General features: G+C 70.1%; 15 protein-coding genes. 8 read left to right on the plus strand and 7 right to left on the minus strand.

All coding sequences use genetic code 11. The features are described from left to right. Nucleotides 1-294: 294 nt before the first annotated feature. Entirely contained in the window at nt 295-2097 is a 1803-nt protein-coding gene (locus V5F53_RS07285) for a diguanylate cyclase (protein WP_393996623.1), read from the plus strand. 88 nt (nt 2098-2185) lie between these two features. Here V5F53_RS07285 and V5F53_RS07290 read toward each other — a convergent pair whose 3' ends face one another. Beyond that, nucleotides 2186-3211, minus strand: coding sequence for an alpha/beta fold hydrolase (locus V5F53_RS07290; protein WP_509212984.1), 1026 nt, complete (start codon nt 3209-3211; stop codon nt 2186-2188). A 257-nt stretch (nt 3212-3468) separates the two neighbouring features. Continuing rightward, nucleotides 3469-5265 (minus strand): acyl-CoA dehydrogenase family protein, encoded by a 1797-nt coding sequence (locus V5F53_RS07295; RefSeq protein ID WP_393996621.1) that lies wholly within the window; start codon nt 5263-5265, stop codon nt 3469-3471. A gap of 205 nt (nt 5266-5470) precedes the next feature. Between V5F53_RS07295 and V5F53_RS07300 the strand changes: the two genes are divergently transcribed. From V5F53_RS07300 to V5F53_RS07310, 3 genes are all read left to right on the plus strand, one after another. Continuing rightward, nucleotides 5471-6508: an L-threonylcarbamoyladenylate synthase gene (locus tag V5F53_RS07300; RefSeq protein ID WP_393996620.1), complete on the plus strand. Its 1038-nt coding sequence runs from the start codon at nt 5471-5473 to the stop codon at nt 6506-6508. Beyond that, on the plus strand, nt 6505-6960 hold the full coding sequence (locus tag V5F53_RS07305) for a GNAT family acetyltransferase (protein WP_393996619.1): 456 nt from the start codon (nt 6505-6507) through the stop codon (nt 6958-6960). Before V5F53_RS07300 ends, V5F53_RS07305 begins: the two co-directional genes overlap by 4 nt. 98 nt (nt 6961-7058) lie before the next feature. Beyond that, on the plus strand, nt 7059-7988 hold the full coding sequence (locus V5F53_RS07310; protein ID WP_393996618.1) for a histone deacetylase family protein: 930 nt from the start codon (nt 7059-7061) through the stop codon (nt 7986-7988). Nucleotides 7989-8056: 68 nt separating this feature from the next. Here V5F53_RS07310 and V5F53_RS07315 read toward each other — a convergent pair whose 3' ends face one another. Further along, nucleotides 8057-8752 (minus strand): AIM24 family protein, encoded by a 696-nt coding sequence (locus V5F53_RS07315; protein WP_393996617.1) that lies wholly within the window; start codon nt 8750-8752, stop codon nt 8057-8059. 252 nt (nt 8753-9004) lie between these two features. Next, the gene (locus tag V5F53_RS07320) at nt 9005-9607 is read right to left on the minus strand and encodes a TetR/AcrR family transcriptional regulator (protein WP_393996616.1); all 603 of its coding nucleotides are present in this window, start codon (nt 9605-9607) and stop codon (nt 9005-9007) included. 832 nt (nt 9608-10439) lie between these two features. Here V5F53_RS07320 and V5F53_RS07325 point away from each other — a divergent pair. From V5F53_RS07325 to V5F53_RS07335, 3 genes are all read left to right on the plus strand, one after another. Continuing rightward, a complete protein-coding gene (locus V5F53_RS07325) occupies nt 10440-11360 on the plus strand; it encodes an oxidoreductase (RefSeq protein ID WP_393996615.1) in 921 nt (306 codons plus the stop codon). A 315-nt stretch (nt 11361-11675) separates the two neighbouring features. After that, nucleotides 11676-12803 (plus strand): hypothetical protein, encoded by a 1128-nt coding sequence (locus V5F53_RS07330; protein ID WP_509212985.1) that lies wholly within the window; start codon nt 11676-11678, stop codon nt 12801-12803. A 99-nt stretch (nt 12804-12902) separates the two neighbouring features. Beyond that, a complete protein-coding gene (locus tag V5F53_RS07335; protein WP_393996613.1) occupies nt 12903-14384 on the plus strand; it encodes a protein adenylyltransferase SelO in 1482 nt (493 codons plus the stop codon). 98 nt (nt 14385-14482) lie between these two features. On the opposite strand, the gene groL is transcribed toward V5F53_RS07335, so the two are convergent. Together groL and groES are read right to left on the minus strand one after the other, a co-directional pair. Next, nucleotides 14483-16129, minus strand: a complete 1647-nt coding sequence (groL, locus tag V5F53_RS07340) for a chaperonin GroEL (RefSeq protein WP_393996612.1) — start codon at nt 16127-16129, stop codon at nt 14483-14485. A gap of 63 nt (nt 16130-16192) precedes the next feature. Beyond that, complete coding sequence (gene groES, locus V5F53_RS07345; RefSeq protein ID WP_237346512.1) at nt 16193-16483, minus strand: co-chaperone GroES; 291 nt, start codon at nt 16481-16483, stop codon at nt 16193-16195. A 352-nt stretch (nt 16484-16835) separates the two neighbouring features. Here groES and V5F53_RS07350 point away from each other — a divergent pair, with 352 nt between their 5' ends. After that, a complete protein-coding gene (locus tag V5F53_RS07350) occupies nt 16836-17339 on the plus strand; it encodes a hypothetical protein (protein WP_393996611.1) in 504 nt (167 codons plus the stop codon). Between the two features lie 367 nt (nt 17340-17706). On the opposite strand, the gene V5F53_RS07355 is transcribed toward V5F53_RS07350, so the two are convergent. After that, the gene (locus V5F53_RS07355; RefSeq protein ID WP_393996610.1) at nt 17707-17889 is read right to left on the minus strand and encodes a YegP family protein; all 183 of its coding nucleotides are present in this window, start codon (nt 17887-17889) and stop codon (nt 17707-17709) included. Between the last annotated feature and the right edge of the window lie 6 nt (nt 17890-17895).

Here is a 17895-nt window from a genome sequence, read left to right on the forward strand (position 1 = left end):
CGGCACGCGGCGTGAGAAGAAGAGCAATCTGGCCCGCGCAAGCGGACGAGTGTAATATTATACCGAAACTCAAACATAAATCACGGATTGCCCCATTCTGATCTGGCGCATCCGCGGTTCCCGTCGCACGCTGCGATCGGCGGGGCGGGGTACCGGATCCAGGTCATCGGGGCAAAACACGGGGCTGCGATGCGTCCAGACCAGCCTCTTTCCCCTTCGCCCGGCGGCGCGGCCGCGGCAGCGGAGGACAATCTCACCAACCGAGGGGCGGAAATATCCACCCTCGGCTCCCTGGTGCGTATTGGCCTTTTCACGCTCTTCTACTTCTGCACGCTGCTCACTCTGCTTTCCACGCTCCGCGCGGTGAATCTGGATTCGGCCATCTGGCCGGCCAACGCCCTGGCGGCGGGAACCTATCTGCTCGCGGTCGAGAGGGGCCTCGCCTGGAGCACGGCGGGCGTGGTCGCCGCCAGCCTCGCCGCCCACCTCATGCTCGGCGACTCGACCGCCTATTCGGTGGCCTGCGGCATCGCCAACGGGCTCACCTTCCACCTCGCCGTCACCGGCTGCCGCTGGGCCGGGCTGCGCCCGGGCGGGCCGTTCGCCGTGCGCCATGTGGCCGGGCTGGTGGCGGTGGCGCTGGGGGCCGGCATCCCCGGCGCGCTGCTGGGCGCCGGAAGCACCGTCCTGCCCTCCGGCGGCTCCTTCTGGCTGGTGGCGTTGCGCTGGTGGCTACCCGACATGGCGGCGATCATCCTGCTCCTGCCGCTGTTTCTGCTGTGGCCGGGCCGGCGCGAGGATACGGCCCGGCGCGGATCGGCCGCCGCCCCCGGCCGCCGGCGGCACGTCATCGGCGAGGCTCACGTGGCGGCCGGTACGCTGGTCGGCTCGGTGGTGCTGGCGGCTGTGGCGCGGGAACCGCTGCTGCTCGGCCTCGGCTCCTGCGTCCTGCTGTGGATCGCGTTCCGGTTCGGTCCCTTCCTCACCGCCCTCGCCGCCGCGCTGTTCGCGGCGGCGGTGCTCGGCCTTGCCTTCTTCAATATATGGGAGTGGCCGGCCCCGATGGTGTCCATGGAGGTGCTGAAGATGCAGGGGCGGCTGGTGCTGGCCGCCTGCCCCGCGCTCATCATCGCCGCCATCATGGCACAGCGCGAGCGCCAGCAACGGGCGCTGGAGGAGGACCAGCGGCGCCTCGCCTACGCCCTGGAAGGCGCCAACGACGGCATCTGGGACTGGCACCTTCCGTCCGGCGCCATCTTCTTCAGCACCCGCGCCTATCGCATGCTCGGCTACACTCCAGCCACCGACCAGGACATCCTGACGCGCTTTCAGGAGCTCATCCACCCGGAGGACCTGGCGCGGGTGCGTGAGGCCTTCGGCGATCACGCCCAGGGCCGGCACCCGCTCTTTCAAGCCGAGCTGCGCGGGCGCCACCGCAATGGAGGCTATGTCTGGCTGCTCTCGCGCGGCAAGGTGGTGGAGCGCGCCCCTGACGGCCATCCGGTGCGCGCCGTCGGCACCATCACCGACGTGTCGCAGAAAAAGCACCTGGAAGCGGCGCTGGAGCACGCCGCCAGCCACGACCCGCTGACCGGCCTCGCCAACCGCAGCACGTTCGAGCGCGCGCTGGAACACGCGCGCCGCATCCTCACCCGGGATCAGGCGCCCTTCGCGGTGCTGCTGATCGACGTGGACCACTTCAAACGCGTCAACGACATGCACGGCCACGTTTCCGGCGATCTCCTGCTCACCACCACCGCGCGGCGGCTGCAATCGGCACTGCGGGCCGGCGACGTGCCGGCCCGCTTCGGCGGCGACGAATTCGCCGTGGTCGCCATGGGCAAGACACCGGAAGAATTCACGATATTGGCGGAGCGCCTGCACGCTCATCTCTCGCGGCCGGTGGAAACCGAAGGCCTGATCCTGCCCGCGTCCTTCTCCATCGGCATCGCCGTGGCCACCACGCCGGACGTGGATCTGGCGGCCCTGGTGGCCGAGGCCGACGCCGCGCTGTACCTCGCCAAGGATGCCGGCCGGGGCACGTGGCGCGCGCTGGGCATGCGGCGCGGGACGCTGGCCACCGCCGCCGAGGCGTAGCCGAGGCCGCCCGCCGCCACCGGCGCCGGTCCCACGCCCCCCGCGCATCATGCGCAGAGACACAGCGCCCGGGACCGGGCGCTTGAGGTTACTCGCTGCCTCCGCACGCCCCGCCGTGCCGGTCCGCGTCAAAGCTCGCGCCCGGGCAGGTCGTCGGGTTCTGCTCCTCGTCGCGCGCCGGCGGCAGGCGCGCGTCGAGCCACGCCGCGATGCGCGCCACGACGCCCGCCTCGATGCCGCGATAGCCGTGCGCCGACAATGAGGTGCAGGGTCCAAGGCCCGCCGTCCCGCCCGAGACCCGCAGCACATGGACGGAAGGGGCCTTCACAAAGGCGGCGGCGATCCGCCCGGCATCCCCCGGCGGCGTGATAGGGCAGGCGTCGGTGGCATTGGCCACCACCAGGACCGGCGCCCGCACGGCCTCCGGCTGCGTGTCGAACACGGTTTCCAGGTTATCGCCGCGCGACACCGATTCCATCAGAACGAGCCCGGCAATCTCACCGGCGGGGGCAACCGACGCCACCTTGGCGGCGGCGATGCTCCCCTGGCTGGTGCCGACCACGACCAGCGGAACGGCGAACCGTTCCCGCGCCAGGGCGAGCACCGCCGCCCCGGCCCCGGCGAATTCCGCGCCGCTGCGCCGCCCGCGCTGGCTGCCGGGCCCCGGCGCGTCCGGGATGACCACGGCGAAGCCGCGGGCGACCCAGTCCGCGCGGGTGCGCACCAGAACATTTGCACCGTGCCGAAAACGCCCGTCCGCCGACAGCCCGAGTTGCCCGGTGCCGCCCACGAACATCACCAGCGCCGCGCGGGGCCGCGCGGGGGCGATGAGAAACACCCGCTGGGCGCCGCCAGGGCCGGCCAGCGTGCAAACCTGCGCGCTCGCCCCGCCGATGGAGCGCGAAGACGCCGGCGCGCAGGCCGCCTGCTCGGCGAACGCCGCTCCCGCGGGAAGCCCCGCGCCGACGGCCGGCAGCGCCAGAATCACCAGACACACCGCCCACGTCCGGCGCCCGGCCCTTCGCGCCGCTGTGACACCGCGCACCGCCCCGCGCATCGCGACCGGGGCCACGGGCCCCCCGTCCCCCGACGACACGGGCGCGCCGGCGGACAAGGCCGGAGAGCGGCGGCCAACCACGGGCGTTTTCCGTTCGCGTCGGCTCACCGCACATGCCCCGGATTACATGCCCTGGATATTGACTTGACCGATCTTCTCCACGCAAGCCGGCCACGCGCTTCGCGCGAGATGGTGGAGGCCGACGCCCCCCGGCCGGGGGGCGCCGCGAACGCCGCGCCCGATCCACGTCCGCCGGCGAACCGACGGGAACCGCCCGGCGGCGGACGGCCCACGCCGCCCGTCGCCCCGCGCCCTCAGTCGAGGGCGAGCACGCTCTCGGCGCCGAGCACGCTGGCATGGCCGCCTTCAACCGCCTCCTCCAGGCCCTTGGCCTGCGGGCAGAGATTTTCGGCGAAGAAGCGGGCGATGGCGATGCGCGCCTCGAGCCGCGGATCGGTATTGCCGGCGGCGCGCTCCTTGTGGGCCGCCAGCGCCGCCTTGGCGAGATAGGCGCCGCCGGCGGCACGGGCGAACAGGCGCAGATAGGGGGTCGCCCCAGCCAGCACCTTCTGGTTCTCCTCGCCCAGCCGGCCCAGCTGCACGCGGGTGGCGCGGCCGAGCGCGTCCACCGCTTCCGCCAGCTTTTCGCCGGCCTGGCCGAACTCGGGCAGGCCCAGCGCATGCACCTCGTCGGCGATATCGCGGAAATCGGCGATCAGCGTGGTCACCACGTCGCCGCCCTCCTGGGGCAGCTTGCGGGTGGCAAGGTCGATGGCCTGAATGCCGTTGGTGCCCTCGTAGATGGCGAAGATGCGGGCGTCGCGGTAGTGCTGGGCCGCGCCGGTCTCCTCGATGAAGCCCATGCCGCCGTGCACCTGCACGCCGAGCGAGGCCACCTCGATACCGATATCGGTGGAGAACGCCTTCGCCACCGGGGTCAGCAGGCTGGCCTCCGCCAGCGCCGCGGCGCGGGCCACCGGGTCCGGCAGGCGCCGCGAGCGGTCGAGGCCGTCGGCGGTCATCAGGCAGATGGCGCGGGCGGCGTCGGTCTCCGCGCGCATGGTCAGCAGGGTGCGCTTGACGTCGGGGTGGAAGATGATGGGGGCCATGCCCTCGCCGGTATAGCCCACGGCCTTGCCCTGGCGGCGCTCCCTGGCATAGGCGAAGGCGCGCTGGGTGGCGCGCTCGGCCACCGCCACGCCCTGGATGCCCACCGCCAGGCGGGCGTTGTTCATCATGGTGAACATGCAGGCGAGGCCGCGATTCTCCTCGCCCACCAGATAGCCAATGGCGCCCTCGCCGCTGTCGCCGAAGGTCATGGTGCAGGTGGGAGAGCCGTGCAGGCCGAGCTTGTGCTCGATGCCGGTGCACACCACGTCGTTGCGGGCGCCGAGCGAGCCGTCTTCGTTCACCAGGAACTTGGGCGCCACGAACAGGGAGATGCCGCGGGTGCCGGCGGGTGCATCGGGCAGCCGCGCCAGGACCAGATGGACGATGTTCTCGGCGATGTCCTGCTCGCCATAGGTGATGAAGATCTTGGTGCCGAAGATGCGATAGGTGCCATCGGCCTGCTTCACCGCCTTGGCGCGCAGCGCGGCGAGGTCCGAGCCCGCCTGCGGCTCGGTGAGGTTCATGGTGCCGGTCCACACCCCGGACACCATCTTCTCCAGGAACGTCTTCTGCAGCGCCGGCGAGCCGTGGGCGGTGAGCGCCTCGATGGCGCCCTGGGTCAGCACCCCGCCGATGCCGAACGACGGCGAGGCGGTGTTCCAGAATTCAGTGAGCGCGGAGGTGACGGTGGTCGGCAGGTGCTGGCCGCCGAAATCCTCCTCGGCCGCCACCGAGTTCCACCCCGCCTCGATCCAGGCGTCATAGGCGCCCTTCCAGCCGGTGGGGGTGGTTACGGCACCGTCCTTCAGGGAGCAGCCTTCCTTGTCGGCCACCCGGTCGAGGGGCTCGATGACGGAGGCAGCGAACTTGCCCGCTTCCTCAAGCACCGGCTCCACCACATCGAAGGACAGATCGACCAGGCCCTGTTCCATCAGCCTCGGCAGCGAGGTGCAGGTCTTCAGGAAAAACGATACGTCCTCGACCGGCGCACGATAGGCCATCACTCTACTCCTTGCGATGCTCGGGTGCCCGTTCCGCGGCAGGGCCAGCGGGGGTCGCATCGGGCACCCGGCGGCTTGACCGGGCCCTTCACCCGCGCTCTAAGCGCAGGCGCCGGCCGGCCCTCAATTCGCGGCGATGGCCCCCGTTCGTCAAGTCACGTCTGCTAGCCATTGGTCGCAGACGCCGTTTATATGAAGCCCTGGCATGAAGGCGCACATGGTTCCGTCTCAAGGCTCCAAGGGACCGGCGACCGTCACCATCGGCACCGATGCCGACGGCATCGGCGCGGCGGCGCGACAGCTGGCCGACGGGCGGCTCGTCGCCTTTCCCACCGAGACCGTCTACGGGCTCGGTGCCGACGCTGCGAATCCGCACGCGGTGGCGGCGCTTTATGCCGCGAAGGGGCGGCCCGCCTTCAACCCGCTCATCGCCCACGTGGCCAGCCTGGAAGCGGCCTTGCCCCTCGGCGCGTTCTCGCCCGCCGCGCGGCGGCTGGCGGCCGCGTTCTGGCCCGGCCCGCTGACCCTGGTGGTGCCCTATGCCGGCGGTGCGCGGGTGTGCGAGCTGGCCCGCGCCGGGCTCAACACGGTCGCTCTCCGGGTACCGGCCCATCCCGTCGCCACAGCCCTGCTGGCGGCCTTCGGCGGCGCCGTGGTGGCGCCCAGCGCCAACCGCTCCGGCCACGTCTCGCCCACCACCCCCGAGCATGTGCGCGGCGATCTCGACGGGCTCATCGACCTGGTGCTGGACGCCGGCCCCACCCAGGTGGGAGTGGAATCCACCATCCTCGACGTCACCGCCGACACCCCGCGCCTGCTGCGGCCCGGCGGCGTCACCCGCGAGGCCATCGAAGCCCTGCTCGGCCAGCCGCTGGCAGGAGCCGGGCCGGACGATGCCGAGCGCCCCCTGGCCCCCGGCCGGCTCGCCTCCCATTATGCCCCGCGCGCCCCGGTGCGGCTGGACGCGGACCATGTGGCCCCCGGCGAGGCGCTGCTGACCTTCGCCGGCGCCCGCCCGCCGGGCAGCGCCAGCGCCAGCACCATCATGGACCTCAGCCCCTCCGGCGACCTCACCCAGGCCGCCGCCCGACTCTACGGGGCGTTGCGCGCGCTCGACGCCTGCGGCGCGCCCGCCATCGCCGTGGTACCCCTGCCGCGCACCGGGCTTGGAGAAGCCATCGCCGACCGGCTCGGCCGCGCCGCCGCCCCCCGCCCGCCCTCTCAGCAGGAGCCCTCCCCATGACCACGCTGCAGCCTGCCGCCGTCCCGGACACCGAGGTGAGCATCAAGCATGCTGCCGACGGCGACACCGAGGCCCTCGTCGCCCTGTGGGAGAGCACCGGCCTCACCCGGCCCTGGAACGATCCCCATGCGGACATCGCCCTTGCCCGCCGCGGCCCGCATTCCACCATCCTCACCGCCAAGGCGGGCGGCAGGCTGGTCGGATCGGTAATGGTGGGGCACGACGGCCATCGCGGCTGGATCTATTACCTCGCCGTGGCCCCCGACCAGCAACGCCAGGGCCTGGGCAGCCTGCTGACCGCGGCGGCCGAAGACTGGCTGCGCGCCCGCGCGGTGCCCAAGCTGATGCTGCTGGTGCGTCCGGACAATGCTGCGGTGCGGTCTTTCTATCACGCGGAAGGCTTCATCGAGGAACCGCGCATCATCTTCTCGAAGCGGCTCGACGAAAAATAGAGATGAGGCTTTGAGCCGCCTCAAGGCTGTGATCTCCGGCCGGACTTATGCTATGAGTTCTTAAAAAAGATAAGGCTCATAGGGAGGCCGGCCGTTTCATGTCCACGTTGCTCGTCACTCATCCGTCCGGCCTCAATCATCTGACGCCGCTCGGCCACCCGGAGCGCGCCGACCGTCTGCGGGTGCTGGACCGGATCTTCGAGCAGGAGAAGTTCTCGCTCCTGGTGCGGGACAGCGCGCCGCGCGGCGAGCGCGAGGACATCATCCGCGTGCATCCGGCCGACTTCTTCGACGCCATGGGCGGGGCCTGTCCCAGCGAGGGGCTGGTGCGCATCGATTCCGACACCGTGATGTCGCCGGGCAGCTGGGAAGCGGCCCTGCGCGGGGTGGGCGGCGCCTGCTTCGCCGTGGACGAGGTGATGGAAGGCAAGGTCGCCAATGCCTTCGTCGCCATGCGCCCGCCGGGTCACCATTGCGAGTCGCGCAAGCCCATGGGCTTCTGCCTGCTCAACCAGGTGGCGGTGGCGGCGCGCCATGCCCAGGCGAAGTTCGGCGCCGAGCGGGTCGCCATCGTCGACATCGACGTGCACCACGGCAACGGCACCCAGCAGATCTTCTGGGATGACGACAGCGTCATGTACTGCTCCACCCATGAGATGCCGCTGTTCCCCGGCACCGGCGAAGTGGGCGAGACCGGCACCGCCAACACCATCGTCAACGCCCCGCTGCGGGCCGGCGACGACGGGGCCCAGTTCAAGGACGCCATGGAAAGCCGGGTACTGCCGCGCCTTGAGGCATTCCACCCCGACCTGCTGCTCATCTCCGCCGGCTTCGACGCCCATGTGCGCGACCCCATGGCCTCGCTGCGATTCGTCGACACCGACTTCGCCTGGGTGACACGGCGGCTGATGGATGTGGCGGACCGGATCTGCGGCGGGCGCGTGGTCTCCCTGCTGGAGGGCGGCTACGACCTGGAAGCCCTCGCCTCCTCGGCCTCCGCCCATGTGGCGGCGCTCATGCGCGGCTGAGCCGCCACCCGCGGCCGGCGGCGGGTGGCCGTCAGGTCGCGCAACGGATGGCCGGCGACCAGCGCCGGTCAGTGCTCCGCCGCCGGCAGATAGGGCGCGAGGGCGTGGGCGAGCTTGGCGGGCGTCAGCGTCTGGAGCCAGACATTGCCCGGCCCCCGCAGGCGCGCCAGGAACAGGCCGTCGCCGCCGAACAACACGTTCTTTACTCCCGGCAGGGTGGTGATCTCGAACGCCACGCTCTCCTCGAACATGCCCACATGGCCGGGATGCACCAGCAGTTCCTGGCCGGGCTGCAGGGCGTAGCTTACGATCTCCCCGCCCAGTTCCACGAAGGCGCTGCCGCTGCCGGTGAGATGCTGCAGCACGAAGCCGTTGCCGCCGAACACCCCGGCCCCCAACGACTGCTGCACCCCGATGGCCAGCGACAGGCCAAGGCTGCCGGCCAGAAAGCCATGGCGATGGACGAGGAAGCCGCGCCCCGGCGCCACCTTGGCCTCGATGACGGCGCCGGGCACGGTGGCCGCGAACGCGACCAGCGCCTCGCCGCTTTGGGCGGTGAACTCGGTCATGAACAGCCCGCCGCCGGACATGGCCCGGCCGATCGCCGAAAAGAAGCCGCCGGCCCCGCCGGTCGCGGTGGTGGTGCGCAGGGCGACATTCGGGCTCATCCACGACAGGCGGTCCGGCTCGGCCAGCACGCCCTCGCCCGGCTCCAGGGTGAAGGTGACGACGGGAAGGGTGGTGCCGGTGATCTCGCTGCGCATCGCAACCTCGTTCGCGACAGGTGGCGGCCCGCCCCGGAACGGACGGCCGCGGGCATCAGACAACCACCCCCAGGCATTCCAGGCAACTGCGGCGCCGGCAGGCCGCCCACGACGGAGACGGGCCCGAGGACGTTATGATAAACCTATGAAATACCGTAATATAATCAGTCATCGTGGGGTTCCCGGCCGCTTGCGGTGGCCAACGGGAAAGCAGCCGTGGCGATTTCGGGTTCGGCGGTGAAATGAAGGCCGCTATCCCTCCCCCCGCGTGACCAGCCATTGGAGCATCTGCCGCAGGAGTGCGGCGGACTTCTCTTGATCGGCGCCGGGCTCCCGAAGACTGATCGTCTTCAAACCATCCACCATGGCGACAGCGACCGTCGCCACGTTTTCCACATCGAGATCGGCACGAACATCGCCCCGCCTTTGCCCTTCCCGCAAGACACCGGCGATCAGGGCACGCAGATCGCGACTGTGAGCCTGAACCATCTCTGCCATGGCCGGGTTGCGCGTGCTCTCCGCCAGCATCTCGAACACGAGTTCGGCGCCCGCCTTTGGACCTTTCGGCGCCAGCCCGCCAATCTCCGACACCAGCGCTCCCACGAGATCGCGTGGTGCGGACACCACGCGCTCAAACCTTGCGCGGGTCCGGGAGAGCCATGCGTCGGACAGGGTGGCGATGATCGCGTCCTTGCTCTCGAAGTAATAGTAGAGGTGGCCGGGGCTGATGCCCGCCTCCTTGCAGATGTCCGCGACCGAAGCGCCCTTCAGGCCGCTGCGCTCGAAGCAGCGGTTCGCCGCCGCCAGAATCTCCTGCCGCTTCTCCTCATGCCGGACGGGATCGAGCTTACGCATACGAGTCCCTCAAAAATAATTAGAGTGATCGCTCTATCCACCCTGACGAGCAGTGAACGCCCCTCCTCTTTAAATAGAGCAGTCACTCTAATAAATGAGCGTCCCGATGAAAACCCATCGTCTGGAACGCAGCGGCCCCGAACGCCCCGGCGCCCGGCCTCGGCGACATGCCATGCCGCCGAGGCCGGGCGCAGCCGGGCCGCCAGGATGCGCGCACGGACACCGAATACCAAAGCCCATGAGCTTGCTCATGGGCTTTGGTCAAGCCCACGCGGCGCTTGGGCGGACCCATTTGGCACGGGTCGAAGACCGGGGCCGATGGTGCAGCGCGTCGCCCCGATCGAGGCCGCGTTCGAGGCGGGAATCGGGAGGATCCATACCGGCGATCTCCACGGCATGGGCCCAGACGAACGGCTGATGCGCGAAGCCTTGCGCGGCCGTCGGACCCGTTTTTCCCCAGCGTCATGTTCGGCATGATGGTCGCGCCCGGCGCGCGGCCGCCCAGCCTCGATGGTGCTCCCCCACGCGGTCGAGGATCAGGCACCCCGACCCCTCCGAGCTGACCGGAGACCAGCCCTACCGCGCCTATGCGCTTCACCAGATAACGGCTGTGGAAATGACTGGACGCTGACGCAGTTCGCCGCCTGGGTACTGGCGCAGGGGCAGGGCGCCGTTGCGCTGGTGGGCATGAGCCGCCGCACGCGCCTCGCCGAGAACCTCTCCGCCATCGATATCGCGCTGCCGGGAGAAGACCGCGCGATGCCAGATCAGATGTTCGCGCCGCAAGTCTTGCAGATGTGGCGCGCGTCACATCGAGACAGGGAGAAGACACATGACCAGACGCTCTTCGGGCTTCACCGCCGCCGACGTCGCCGATCAGTCGGGCAAGTGCTTTGTCATCACGGGCGCCAATACCGGCCTTGGATTCGAAGCCGCGCGCGTGCTCGCGGCCCGCGGCGCGCGGATCGTCCTCGCCTGCCGCGACGCGGCCAAGGCCCATGCGGCGATGGACCGGATCAGGACACAAACGCCTGCCGCCGATCTTCGCGCCCTCGCTTACGATCAGGGCGACCTCGACAGCATTCGCCGCGCCGCGGCCAGCCTGTCGGATGAGCCGCGCATCGACGCGCTGGTGAACAATGCCGGCGTCATGATGCCGCCGCTGACGCGCACGAAACAGGGTTTCGAGCTTCAGTTCGGCGTCAATCATCTCGGTTCGTTCGCCTTCACCTCGCTTTTGCTGCCCAGGCTTGCCGAAACACCCGGCGCGCGCGTCGTGGTGACTGGCAGCCTCGCCCACACGTCCGGCGAGATCGACTGGGACGATCTCAATGCCGAAAGGAGCTACAGGAGGTGGCCGCGCTACGCCATGAGCAAGCTCGCCAACCTGCTGTTCCTGTTCGAACTCGACCGGCGTCTGCGCGCGGCGGGCTCTCCGGTGGCCGTGGCCGGCTGCCATCCCGGTTTTGCAACGACCGATCTCGGTCGCCATATGCCCGGCATCGGCCTGTTGTCCATGCTCTTCAAGCCGTTCTCGAACACCTCCGCCATGGGCGCGTGGCCGACGCTGCAGGCGGCCACGGACGACACACCGCCGGGCACCTATCACGGACCGCAGGGATTTCGCGAGATCAAGGGAGCGTCCGGCATCGCCAAGCGCGCCCCGCAGGCGACCGACGCCGCGGCCGCCCGCCGATTGTGGGATGTCTCCATTGCGCTGACAGGCATCGATCCCGGCCTTTCGCCGGCATGAGCCGAGCCGTTTCCTGTGTCGCAGCGTGGCCGGAGAGGAAAATCGCCTGGGCCGCCTTCTGCCGGAAGGGATCACGTCCGATCGCCGATGCAGAAGATACGACGGCGGCCGGCGGCAGACGGGTCTTCGGATTGCTCGTCGTGGCCCGGGTAACGGACCTTGGGTTAAGGACCTCAGGGGCTTGGAACGCCGATGACGGGCGAAGACAGCTGCGGTATCGCGCCACGGCGCAACCCGGAGCGGACGTGATTTGATGGCGCAGGCAGCGAGCCGCCCTGGCCGGTTGCCTTGGCGGGCGGGCACGGAGGGCGTCCCATGTCCCAGAAGCGTCTTTTCTCCCGGCTGCGCGCGGTCGCAGGCCCCCGGGTCGGCGAATCGGGACCGGGAAGGCGGAGCCGGGTGGCGCTTGTGGCGGCGCTGACGGCCGTGGCCCTGTCCCCCGGCGCCGCCTCCGCCGCCGAGCCCGCGCAGCCCGTCACCTTGCGCTACCTGAATGCGCCGCCCGACGGGCGGCCGCTGCTGCGGACGCCCAAGCTCGGCATTTCCATCGGTGGACCGGTGCGGCGGGCGGTGATGGACACCGGCTCCACCGGCGTGGTCATCTCCGCCAGCGCCATTCCCGATCTCGCGGCGCTGCCGGACCTCGGGCCGGGCACCCTCACCTATTCCAGCTCCGGGCGCATCATGGTCGGGCGCTACGTGCGCGCGTCGGTCACCATCGAAGGTGCGGACGGCACCCGTCTCACCACCCGCCCCCTGCCGGTGCTGGCGGTAACGCGGATCGACTGCACGCGGACCGCCCGCCGCTGCCGGCCCAATCCGGCGCCGAACCGGGTGGCCATGCTCGGCGTCGGCTTTGCCCGCGAGAAGGACCACCAGCGCGGCAGCACACCGGAGAAGAACCCGTTCCTGAACCTCCCTGCCATGGGGACTGCCGACGCGCCGGGGCCGGTCGGCCGGGGCTATGTGGTCACCCGCGGCGCGGTTCGGGTCGGCCTCGGCGCGGGCGATGGCGAGGGTTTCGCCCAGGTGCCTCTGGCGCCGGCGACCGTTGCCGGCGACTGGCAGGCGCCGCCGGCCTGCTACGCCCTCGCCGGCCGGACACCCGCCGCCTGCGGCACGATCCTGGTGGATACCGGGGTCTTCCGCAGCTTCCTCACCGTGCCCGACGCGCAGATGGAAGGTCTTCTGTCCCCCGACGGCCGGCTGACCCTCGCCCCCGGCACGCAGGTGGAGGTGCGCCCGGCACCCGGCGCCGCCGCCCCGCGCTTCGGCTACACGGTGGGCGATCGCGCCGATCCGGTGGCGCCGAGCGAGGTGATCGTGGTGCCCCGCCCGGGCGCGCCGGCCTTCCTCAACACCTCGGTGCGGGTGCTGAACGCCTATGACTACCTCTATGACGCGGACCACGGCGTCGTGGGCTTCCGCCCGCTCGCCCGCTGAACGCCGAAGCGGCCGGCTGGACAGGGGCGGCGGATGTCGTCACCCTCGGCAGCCGGTCCCGGGCCTGCCCCTTTTCGCCCGGGGGGAGATTGCCGTGCCATGTCCCAGTCGCTGCATATTCCGTTCGATAATTCCTATGCCCGCCTGCCGGAGAGCTTTTTCGCCCCGGTCCAGCTGACCCCGGCTTCCGCCCCGCGCCTGGTGAAGCTCAATGTGCCCCTCGCGGAGGAGCTGGGGCTTGATCCCGCCGCCCTCGCCACTCCGGAGGCGGTGGAGATGTTCGCCGGCGTGCGCGTGCCGGAAGGGTCCGCGCCCATCGCCCTCGCCTATGCCGGGCACCAGTTCGGCCAGTTCGTGCCGCAGCTCGGCGACGGGCGGGCGGTGCTGCTGGGCGAGGTCATCGACCGGGCCGGACGGCGCCGCGACATCCAGCTCAAGGGCTCCGGGCCCACCGCCTTTTCCCGCCGCGGCGACGGCCGCGCGGCCATCGGCCCGGTGCTGCGCGAATATCTCATCAGCGAGGCCATGGCGGCGCTGGGCGTGCCCACCACCCGCACGCTGGCCGCCGTCACCACCGGCGATCCGGTGTGGCGCGAGCGGGCCCAGCCCGGCGGCGTTCTGGCCCGGGTGGCGGCCAGTCACATCCGCATCGGCACCTTCCAATTCTTCGCCGCCCGCAAGGACATCGAAGGCCTGCGCGCCCTCGCCGACTATGCCATCGCCCGCCACTATCCCGAGCTTACCGGAGCGGAGCGCCCCTATGCCGCGCTGCTGGAGGCGGTGATGACGCGCCAGGCGGCGCTGGTGGCGCGCTGGCAGCACATCGGCTTCATCCACGGGGTGATGAACACCGACAACATGTCCATCGCCGGCGAGACCATCGACTATGGCCCATGCGCCTTCATGGATGCCTACCACCCTTCCACGGTGTTCTCGTCCATCGACGCCATGGGGCGCTATGCCTACAAGAACCAGCCGCAGATCGCCCACTGGAACCTCGCCCGCTTCGCCGAATGCCTGATTCCGTTGCTGGACGACGCGCGGGAGGCCGCCGTGGACGAGGCCAATGCCCTCTTGAACACCTTCCCCCAGCGGTTCGAGGCGGCCCATCACGCCGGCCTCAAGGCCAAGATCGGCCTCGCCGACGGCGCGGCTGAGGACGCGGCGCTGGCCCTCGACCTGCTGGAGGTGATGAAGGGCTCCAAGGCCGACTTCACCCTCACCTTCCGCCGCCTGGGTGCCGCTGCCGAAAGCGCCGACGGGCTCGCCGCCGTGCGCGACCTGTTCCTGGACCGCGCCGCCTTCGATGCCTGGGCCGAACCCTGGCGGGCCCGCCTGGCGCGGACCGGCCGCGCAGGCGCCGACATCCGCGCCGACATGGACCGGGTGAACCCCCTGTTCATTCCCCGCAACCATCAGGTGGAGTGGGCCCTGGAAGCAGCGGCCGAGAGCGCCGACTATGGGCCGTTCGAGGAATTGCTGGGCGTGATCCAGAAGCCGTTCGACGAACAGCCCCGCTTTGCCGCCTATGCCGAGCTGCCGCCGGAAATGGCGGACTACCAGACCTTCTGCGGCACCTGAGCGGCAAGGGGCCGCCCCCGCCCGCCAGCGAGACGGTCAAAAGAAAAGGGCGCGACCGAGGTCGCGCCCTTCCCTTTTCCTGCGCCAGGAGGCGTGGATCAGAAGTCCATGCCGCCCATGCCGCCCATGCCGCCGCCGGGCATGGCGGGCAGGGCCGCATCCTTCTTCGGCAGCTCGGCGATGAGCGCCTCGGTGGTCACCAGCAGGCCGGCCACGGAAGCGGCGTCCTGCAGCGCGGTGCGCACCACCTTGGCCGGGTCCACGACGCCGGCGGCGACGAGGTCCACATACTCTTCGGTCTGCGCGTTGAAGCCGAAGTTCGGATCGGTCGCCTCGAGCACCTTGCCCACCACGATGGAGCCTTCCACGCCGGAGTTCTCGGCGATCTGGCGGATGGGGGCCTCAAGGGCGCGCAGCACGATCTTGATGCCGGCCTTGATGTCGGCATTGTCGGAGGTCAGGCCTTCGACCGCCTTCTTGGCGCGCAGCAGGGCCACGCCGCCGCCGGGAACGATGCCTTCTTCCACCGCGGCGCGGGTGGCGTTCAGCGCGTCGTCCACGCGGTCCTTCTTCTCCTTGACTTCCACCTCGGTGGAGCCGCCCACGCGGATCACGGCCACGCCGCCGGCCAGCTTGGCGAGACGCTCCTGGAGCTTCTCACGGTCGTAGTCGGAGGTGGTGCCTTCGATCTGCGCCTTGATCTGGGCGACGCGCGCCTCGATGTCGGCCTTCTCGCCCACGCCGTCGACGATGGTGGTCTTCTCCTTCTCGAGAATCACCTTCTTGGCGCGGCCGAGCTGGGCGAGGGTCACGTTCTCGAGCTTGATGCCGAGATCTTCCGAGATCACGGTGCCGCCGGTGAGGATGGCGATATCCTCCAGCATGGCCTTGCGGCGATCACCGAAGCCGGGGGCCTTCACCGCCGCGACCTTCAGGCCGCCGCGCAGCTTGTTGACCACCAGGGTGGCCAGCGCCTCGCCTTCCACGTCCTCGGCGACGATCACCAGCGGACGGCCCGACTGCACCACGGCCTCGAGGACCGGGAGGATCGGCTGGAGGCCGGAGAGCTTCTTCTCGAAGATGAGGATATAGGGCTCTTCCAGGTCGGCGATCATCTTCTCCGCATTGGTGATGAAGTACGGAGAGAGATAGCCGCGGTCGAACTGCATGCCCTCGACCACGTCGAGCTCGGTGTCGGCGGTCTTGGCTTCCTCGACGGTGATGACGCCCTCGTTGCCCACGCGCTGCATGGCGCCGGCGATCATCTCGCCGATGGAGCTGTCACCGTTCGCGGAGATGGTGCCGACCTGCGCCACTTCGGCGGAGGAGGACACCTTCTTGGCGCGGCCCTGGATGTCCTTGAGGGCGGCGGCGACCGCAAGGTCGATGCCGCGCTTCAGGTCCATCGGGTTCATGCCGGCGGCAACCGCCTTGGCGCCTTCCTTGACGATGGACTGGGCCAGCACGGTGGCGGTGGTGGTGCCGTCGCCGGCGAGGTCGTTGGTCTTGGAGGCGACCTCACGCACCAGCTGCGCACCGAGGTTCTCGAAGCGGTCCTCGAGCTCGATCTCCTTGGCGACGGAGACGCCGTCCTTGGTGATGCGCGGGGCGCCGAACGACTTCTCGATCACCACGTTGCGACCCTTGGGGCCGAGGGTCACCTTCACCGCGTTGGCGAGGATGTCCACGCCGCGCAGCAGCTTTTCGCGCGCGTCGGCAGAAAATTTTACGTCCTTGGCAGCCATTTCGGCCTCCTGAATATGTAAAGTCCTAGGCGTGTGGGAAAGCCGGGATCACAGACCCCAGGATCACTTGGCGATGACGCCGAGGATGTCGCTTTCCTTCATGATGAGCAGGTCCTGGCCGTCGATCTTGACCTCGGTGCCCGACCACTTGCCGAACAGCACGCGGTCACCGGCCTTGACGTCGAGGGGGACGAGCTTGCCGGCCTCGTCGCGGGCGCCGGCGCCCACCGCGATCACCTCGCCCTCCTGGGGCTTTTCCTTGGCGGTGTCGGGGATGATGATGCCGCCAGCGGTCTTCTGCTCGGCTTCGATGCGCTTGACGACCACGCGGTCGTGCAGGGGACGGAAGGACATGGGTCTATTCCTCTCGCTGATCAGATCTCGCGACAGCGTTTGGCGCTGTCGCCGTTGCTCTGGCACTCGCTGGCCGTGAGTGCCAAGCCCGCGGCGGAGATAGGCGCGCGATCCGGTTCCGTCAAGGCGGTGCCGCCCGAACCCGGTGCGCGGACCCTGCGGGATACGAAGCGGTAACCGCCCCCATCTATGGTCAATTTCCGAAGGTTCGCGAGGCGGTTCGTCGCGCGTTCCCGCGTGAAGCGCCATCGACGCCAGGGAACCGAGCCGTTATGGTCACTGCGCCGCTCGGCACGCGAATGGGCGATGGCACGAGTCCGGAGTTGAGACCGCGGAGGCCTCGGAGTAACCCATGACCATCACGTTTGCACGATCGAACGTGCGCCCCGGGACGCAGTCACGCGCCGGCCTCGCCGGAGTCGCCGCCGGGCTGGCGCTGATGCTCGCCGGCTGCAGCACCACCAGCGAGCCGCCGCCGCCGGCGCGGCCGCAATTCGTCAGCCCGATCCCGCCGGATCGGCTGGTGGGTCGCTTCGGCCTTGCCGCCTATCACCGCCCCGACGACGCCGGCCGCACCGAGGCCCAGGCCAAGGCGCAGTGCTCCAACCCGTATGTCATCACCGCCGGCACCAACGGCGGCGTGCTGATGTATCTTGCCGACGACAACAAGCTTACCGAGGTGGTGTCCAAGCAGGTGGGCAACGGCCCCATCTTCCTCGGCCCGCCTGACGATCCGGCGGGCGGCGAACGCGACCGCCAGGTGATGCGCTTCGACGGCAACGTGCTGGTGCTGCGCTGGGTGGACCCCGAGGTTTCCAAGCGCTACGGCACCATGGTCTACGTGCGCTGCGCCTGAACCCAGGGGCGGCGGCGTGGCCCCGCGCCTTGCCCCCTTCCATGACCGTGCCCGCGCACCGGGCACGGCCGCTGCACCCAGTCCCATCCCCTGGCGCCGAGCCTGGCGCCTGCCGGCCACGCGGGGCGGCGCACGATGCAGACAGATGAAGCCCCTGCCGCGCGTGTCGTCCGCGCTTCCGCGCACTCGGCACGGACACGCGAGGCATGGTGACGGACGCGCCGCCACGAAGCCGGACCACCCGGGCCAGATCGACGCGCAGGCGCGCGATCACAAGACGGCAGGCGCTTGCGTTGCGACCGGCGCGGCTCACGCCATCGCGGGCTGCCCCATCGGAACGATGCGCGCGCCCCGGCCGTAGCCCGCTCTAAACCTTGGTCTGGTCCTCGACAGCGGCGGACGGCGTGTTCTTCTTGATGGACTCGATGGCATCGAGCGCCGAGGCCTTGGCCTTGTAGCCCTCGGAGGAGAACATGATCTCCCCGTTCGACGCCCGGTACCGGAAGCGGAACTCGCCCGCCTTATCCTTGAAGATCTCGAACTTCGCCATGGCTCA

Source organism: Xanthobacter cornucopiae (genome assembly GCF_043195065.2).
GTDB lineage: Bacteria > Pseudomonadota > Alphaproteobacteria > Rhizobiales > Xanthobacteraceae > Xanthobacter.

Excerpts from the sequence above, each read along its gene's own strand:
- V5F53_RS07295 (WP_393996621.1), bottom strand. The coding sequence starts at position 5,265 with ATGGCCTATCGTGCGCCGGTCGAGGACGTATCGTTTTTCCTGAAGACC.
- V5F53_RS07335 (WP_393996613.1), top strand. The coding sequence starts at position 12,903 with ATGTCCCAGTCGCTGCATATTCCGTTCGATAATTCCTATGCCCGCCTG.
- V5F53_RS07305 (WP_393996619.1), top strand. The coding sequence starts at position 6,505 with ATGACCACGCTGCAGCCTGCCGCCGTCCCGGACACCGAGGTGAGCATC.
- V5F53_RS07330 (WP_509212985.1), top strand. The coding sequence starts at position 11,676 with ATGTCCCAGAAGCGTCTTTTCTCCCGGCTGCGCGCGGTCGCAGGCCCC.
- groL (WP_393996612.1), bottom strand. The coding sequence starts at position 16,129 with ATGGCTGCCAAGGACGTAAAATTTTCTGCCGACGCGCGCGAAAAGCTG.
- V5F53_RS07315 (WP_393996617.1), bottom strand. The coding sequence starts at position 8,752 with ATGCGCAGCGAGATCACCGGCACCACCCTTCCCGTCGTCACCTTCACC.
- V5F53_RS07310 (WP_393996618.1), top strand. The coding sequence starts at position 7,059 with ATGTCCACGTTGCTCGTCACTCATCCGTCCGGCCTCAATCATCTGACG.
- V5F53_RS07350 (WP_393996611.1), top strand. The coding sequence starts at position 16,836 with ATGACCATCACGTTTGCACGATCGAACGTGCGCCCCGGGACGCAGTCA.
- V5F53_RS07355 (WP_393996610.1), bottom strand. The coding sequence starts at position 17,889 with ATGGCGAAGTTCGAGATCTTCAAGGATAAGGCGGGCGAGTTCCGCTTC.
- groES (WP_237346512.1), bottom strand. The coding sequence starts at position 16,483 with ATGTCCTTCCGTCCCCTGCACGACCGCGTGGTCGTCAAGCGCATCGAA.
- V5F53_RS07300 (WP_393996620.1), top strand. The coding sequence starts at position 5,471 with ATGAAGGCGCACATGGTTCCGTCTCAAGGCTCCAAGGGACCGGCGACC.
- V5F53_RS07320 (WP_393996616.1), bottom strand. The coding sequence starts at position 9,607 with ATGCGTAAGCTCGATCCCGTCCGGCATGAGGAGAAGCGGCAGGAGATT.
- V5F53_RS07325 (WP_393996615.1), top strand. The coding sequence starts at position 10,440 with ATGACCAGACGCTCTTCGGGCTTCACCGCCGCCGACGTCGCCGATCAG.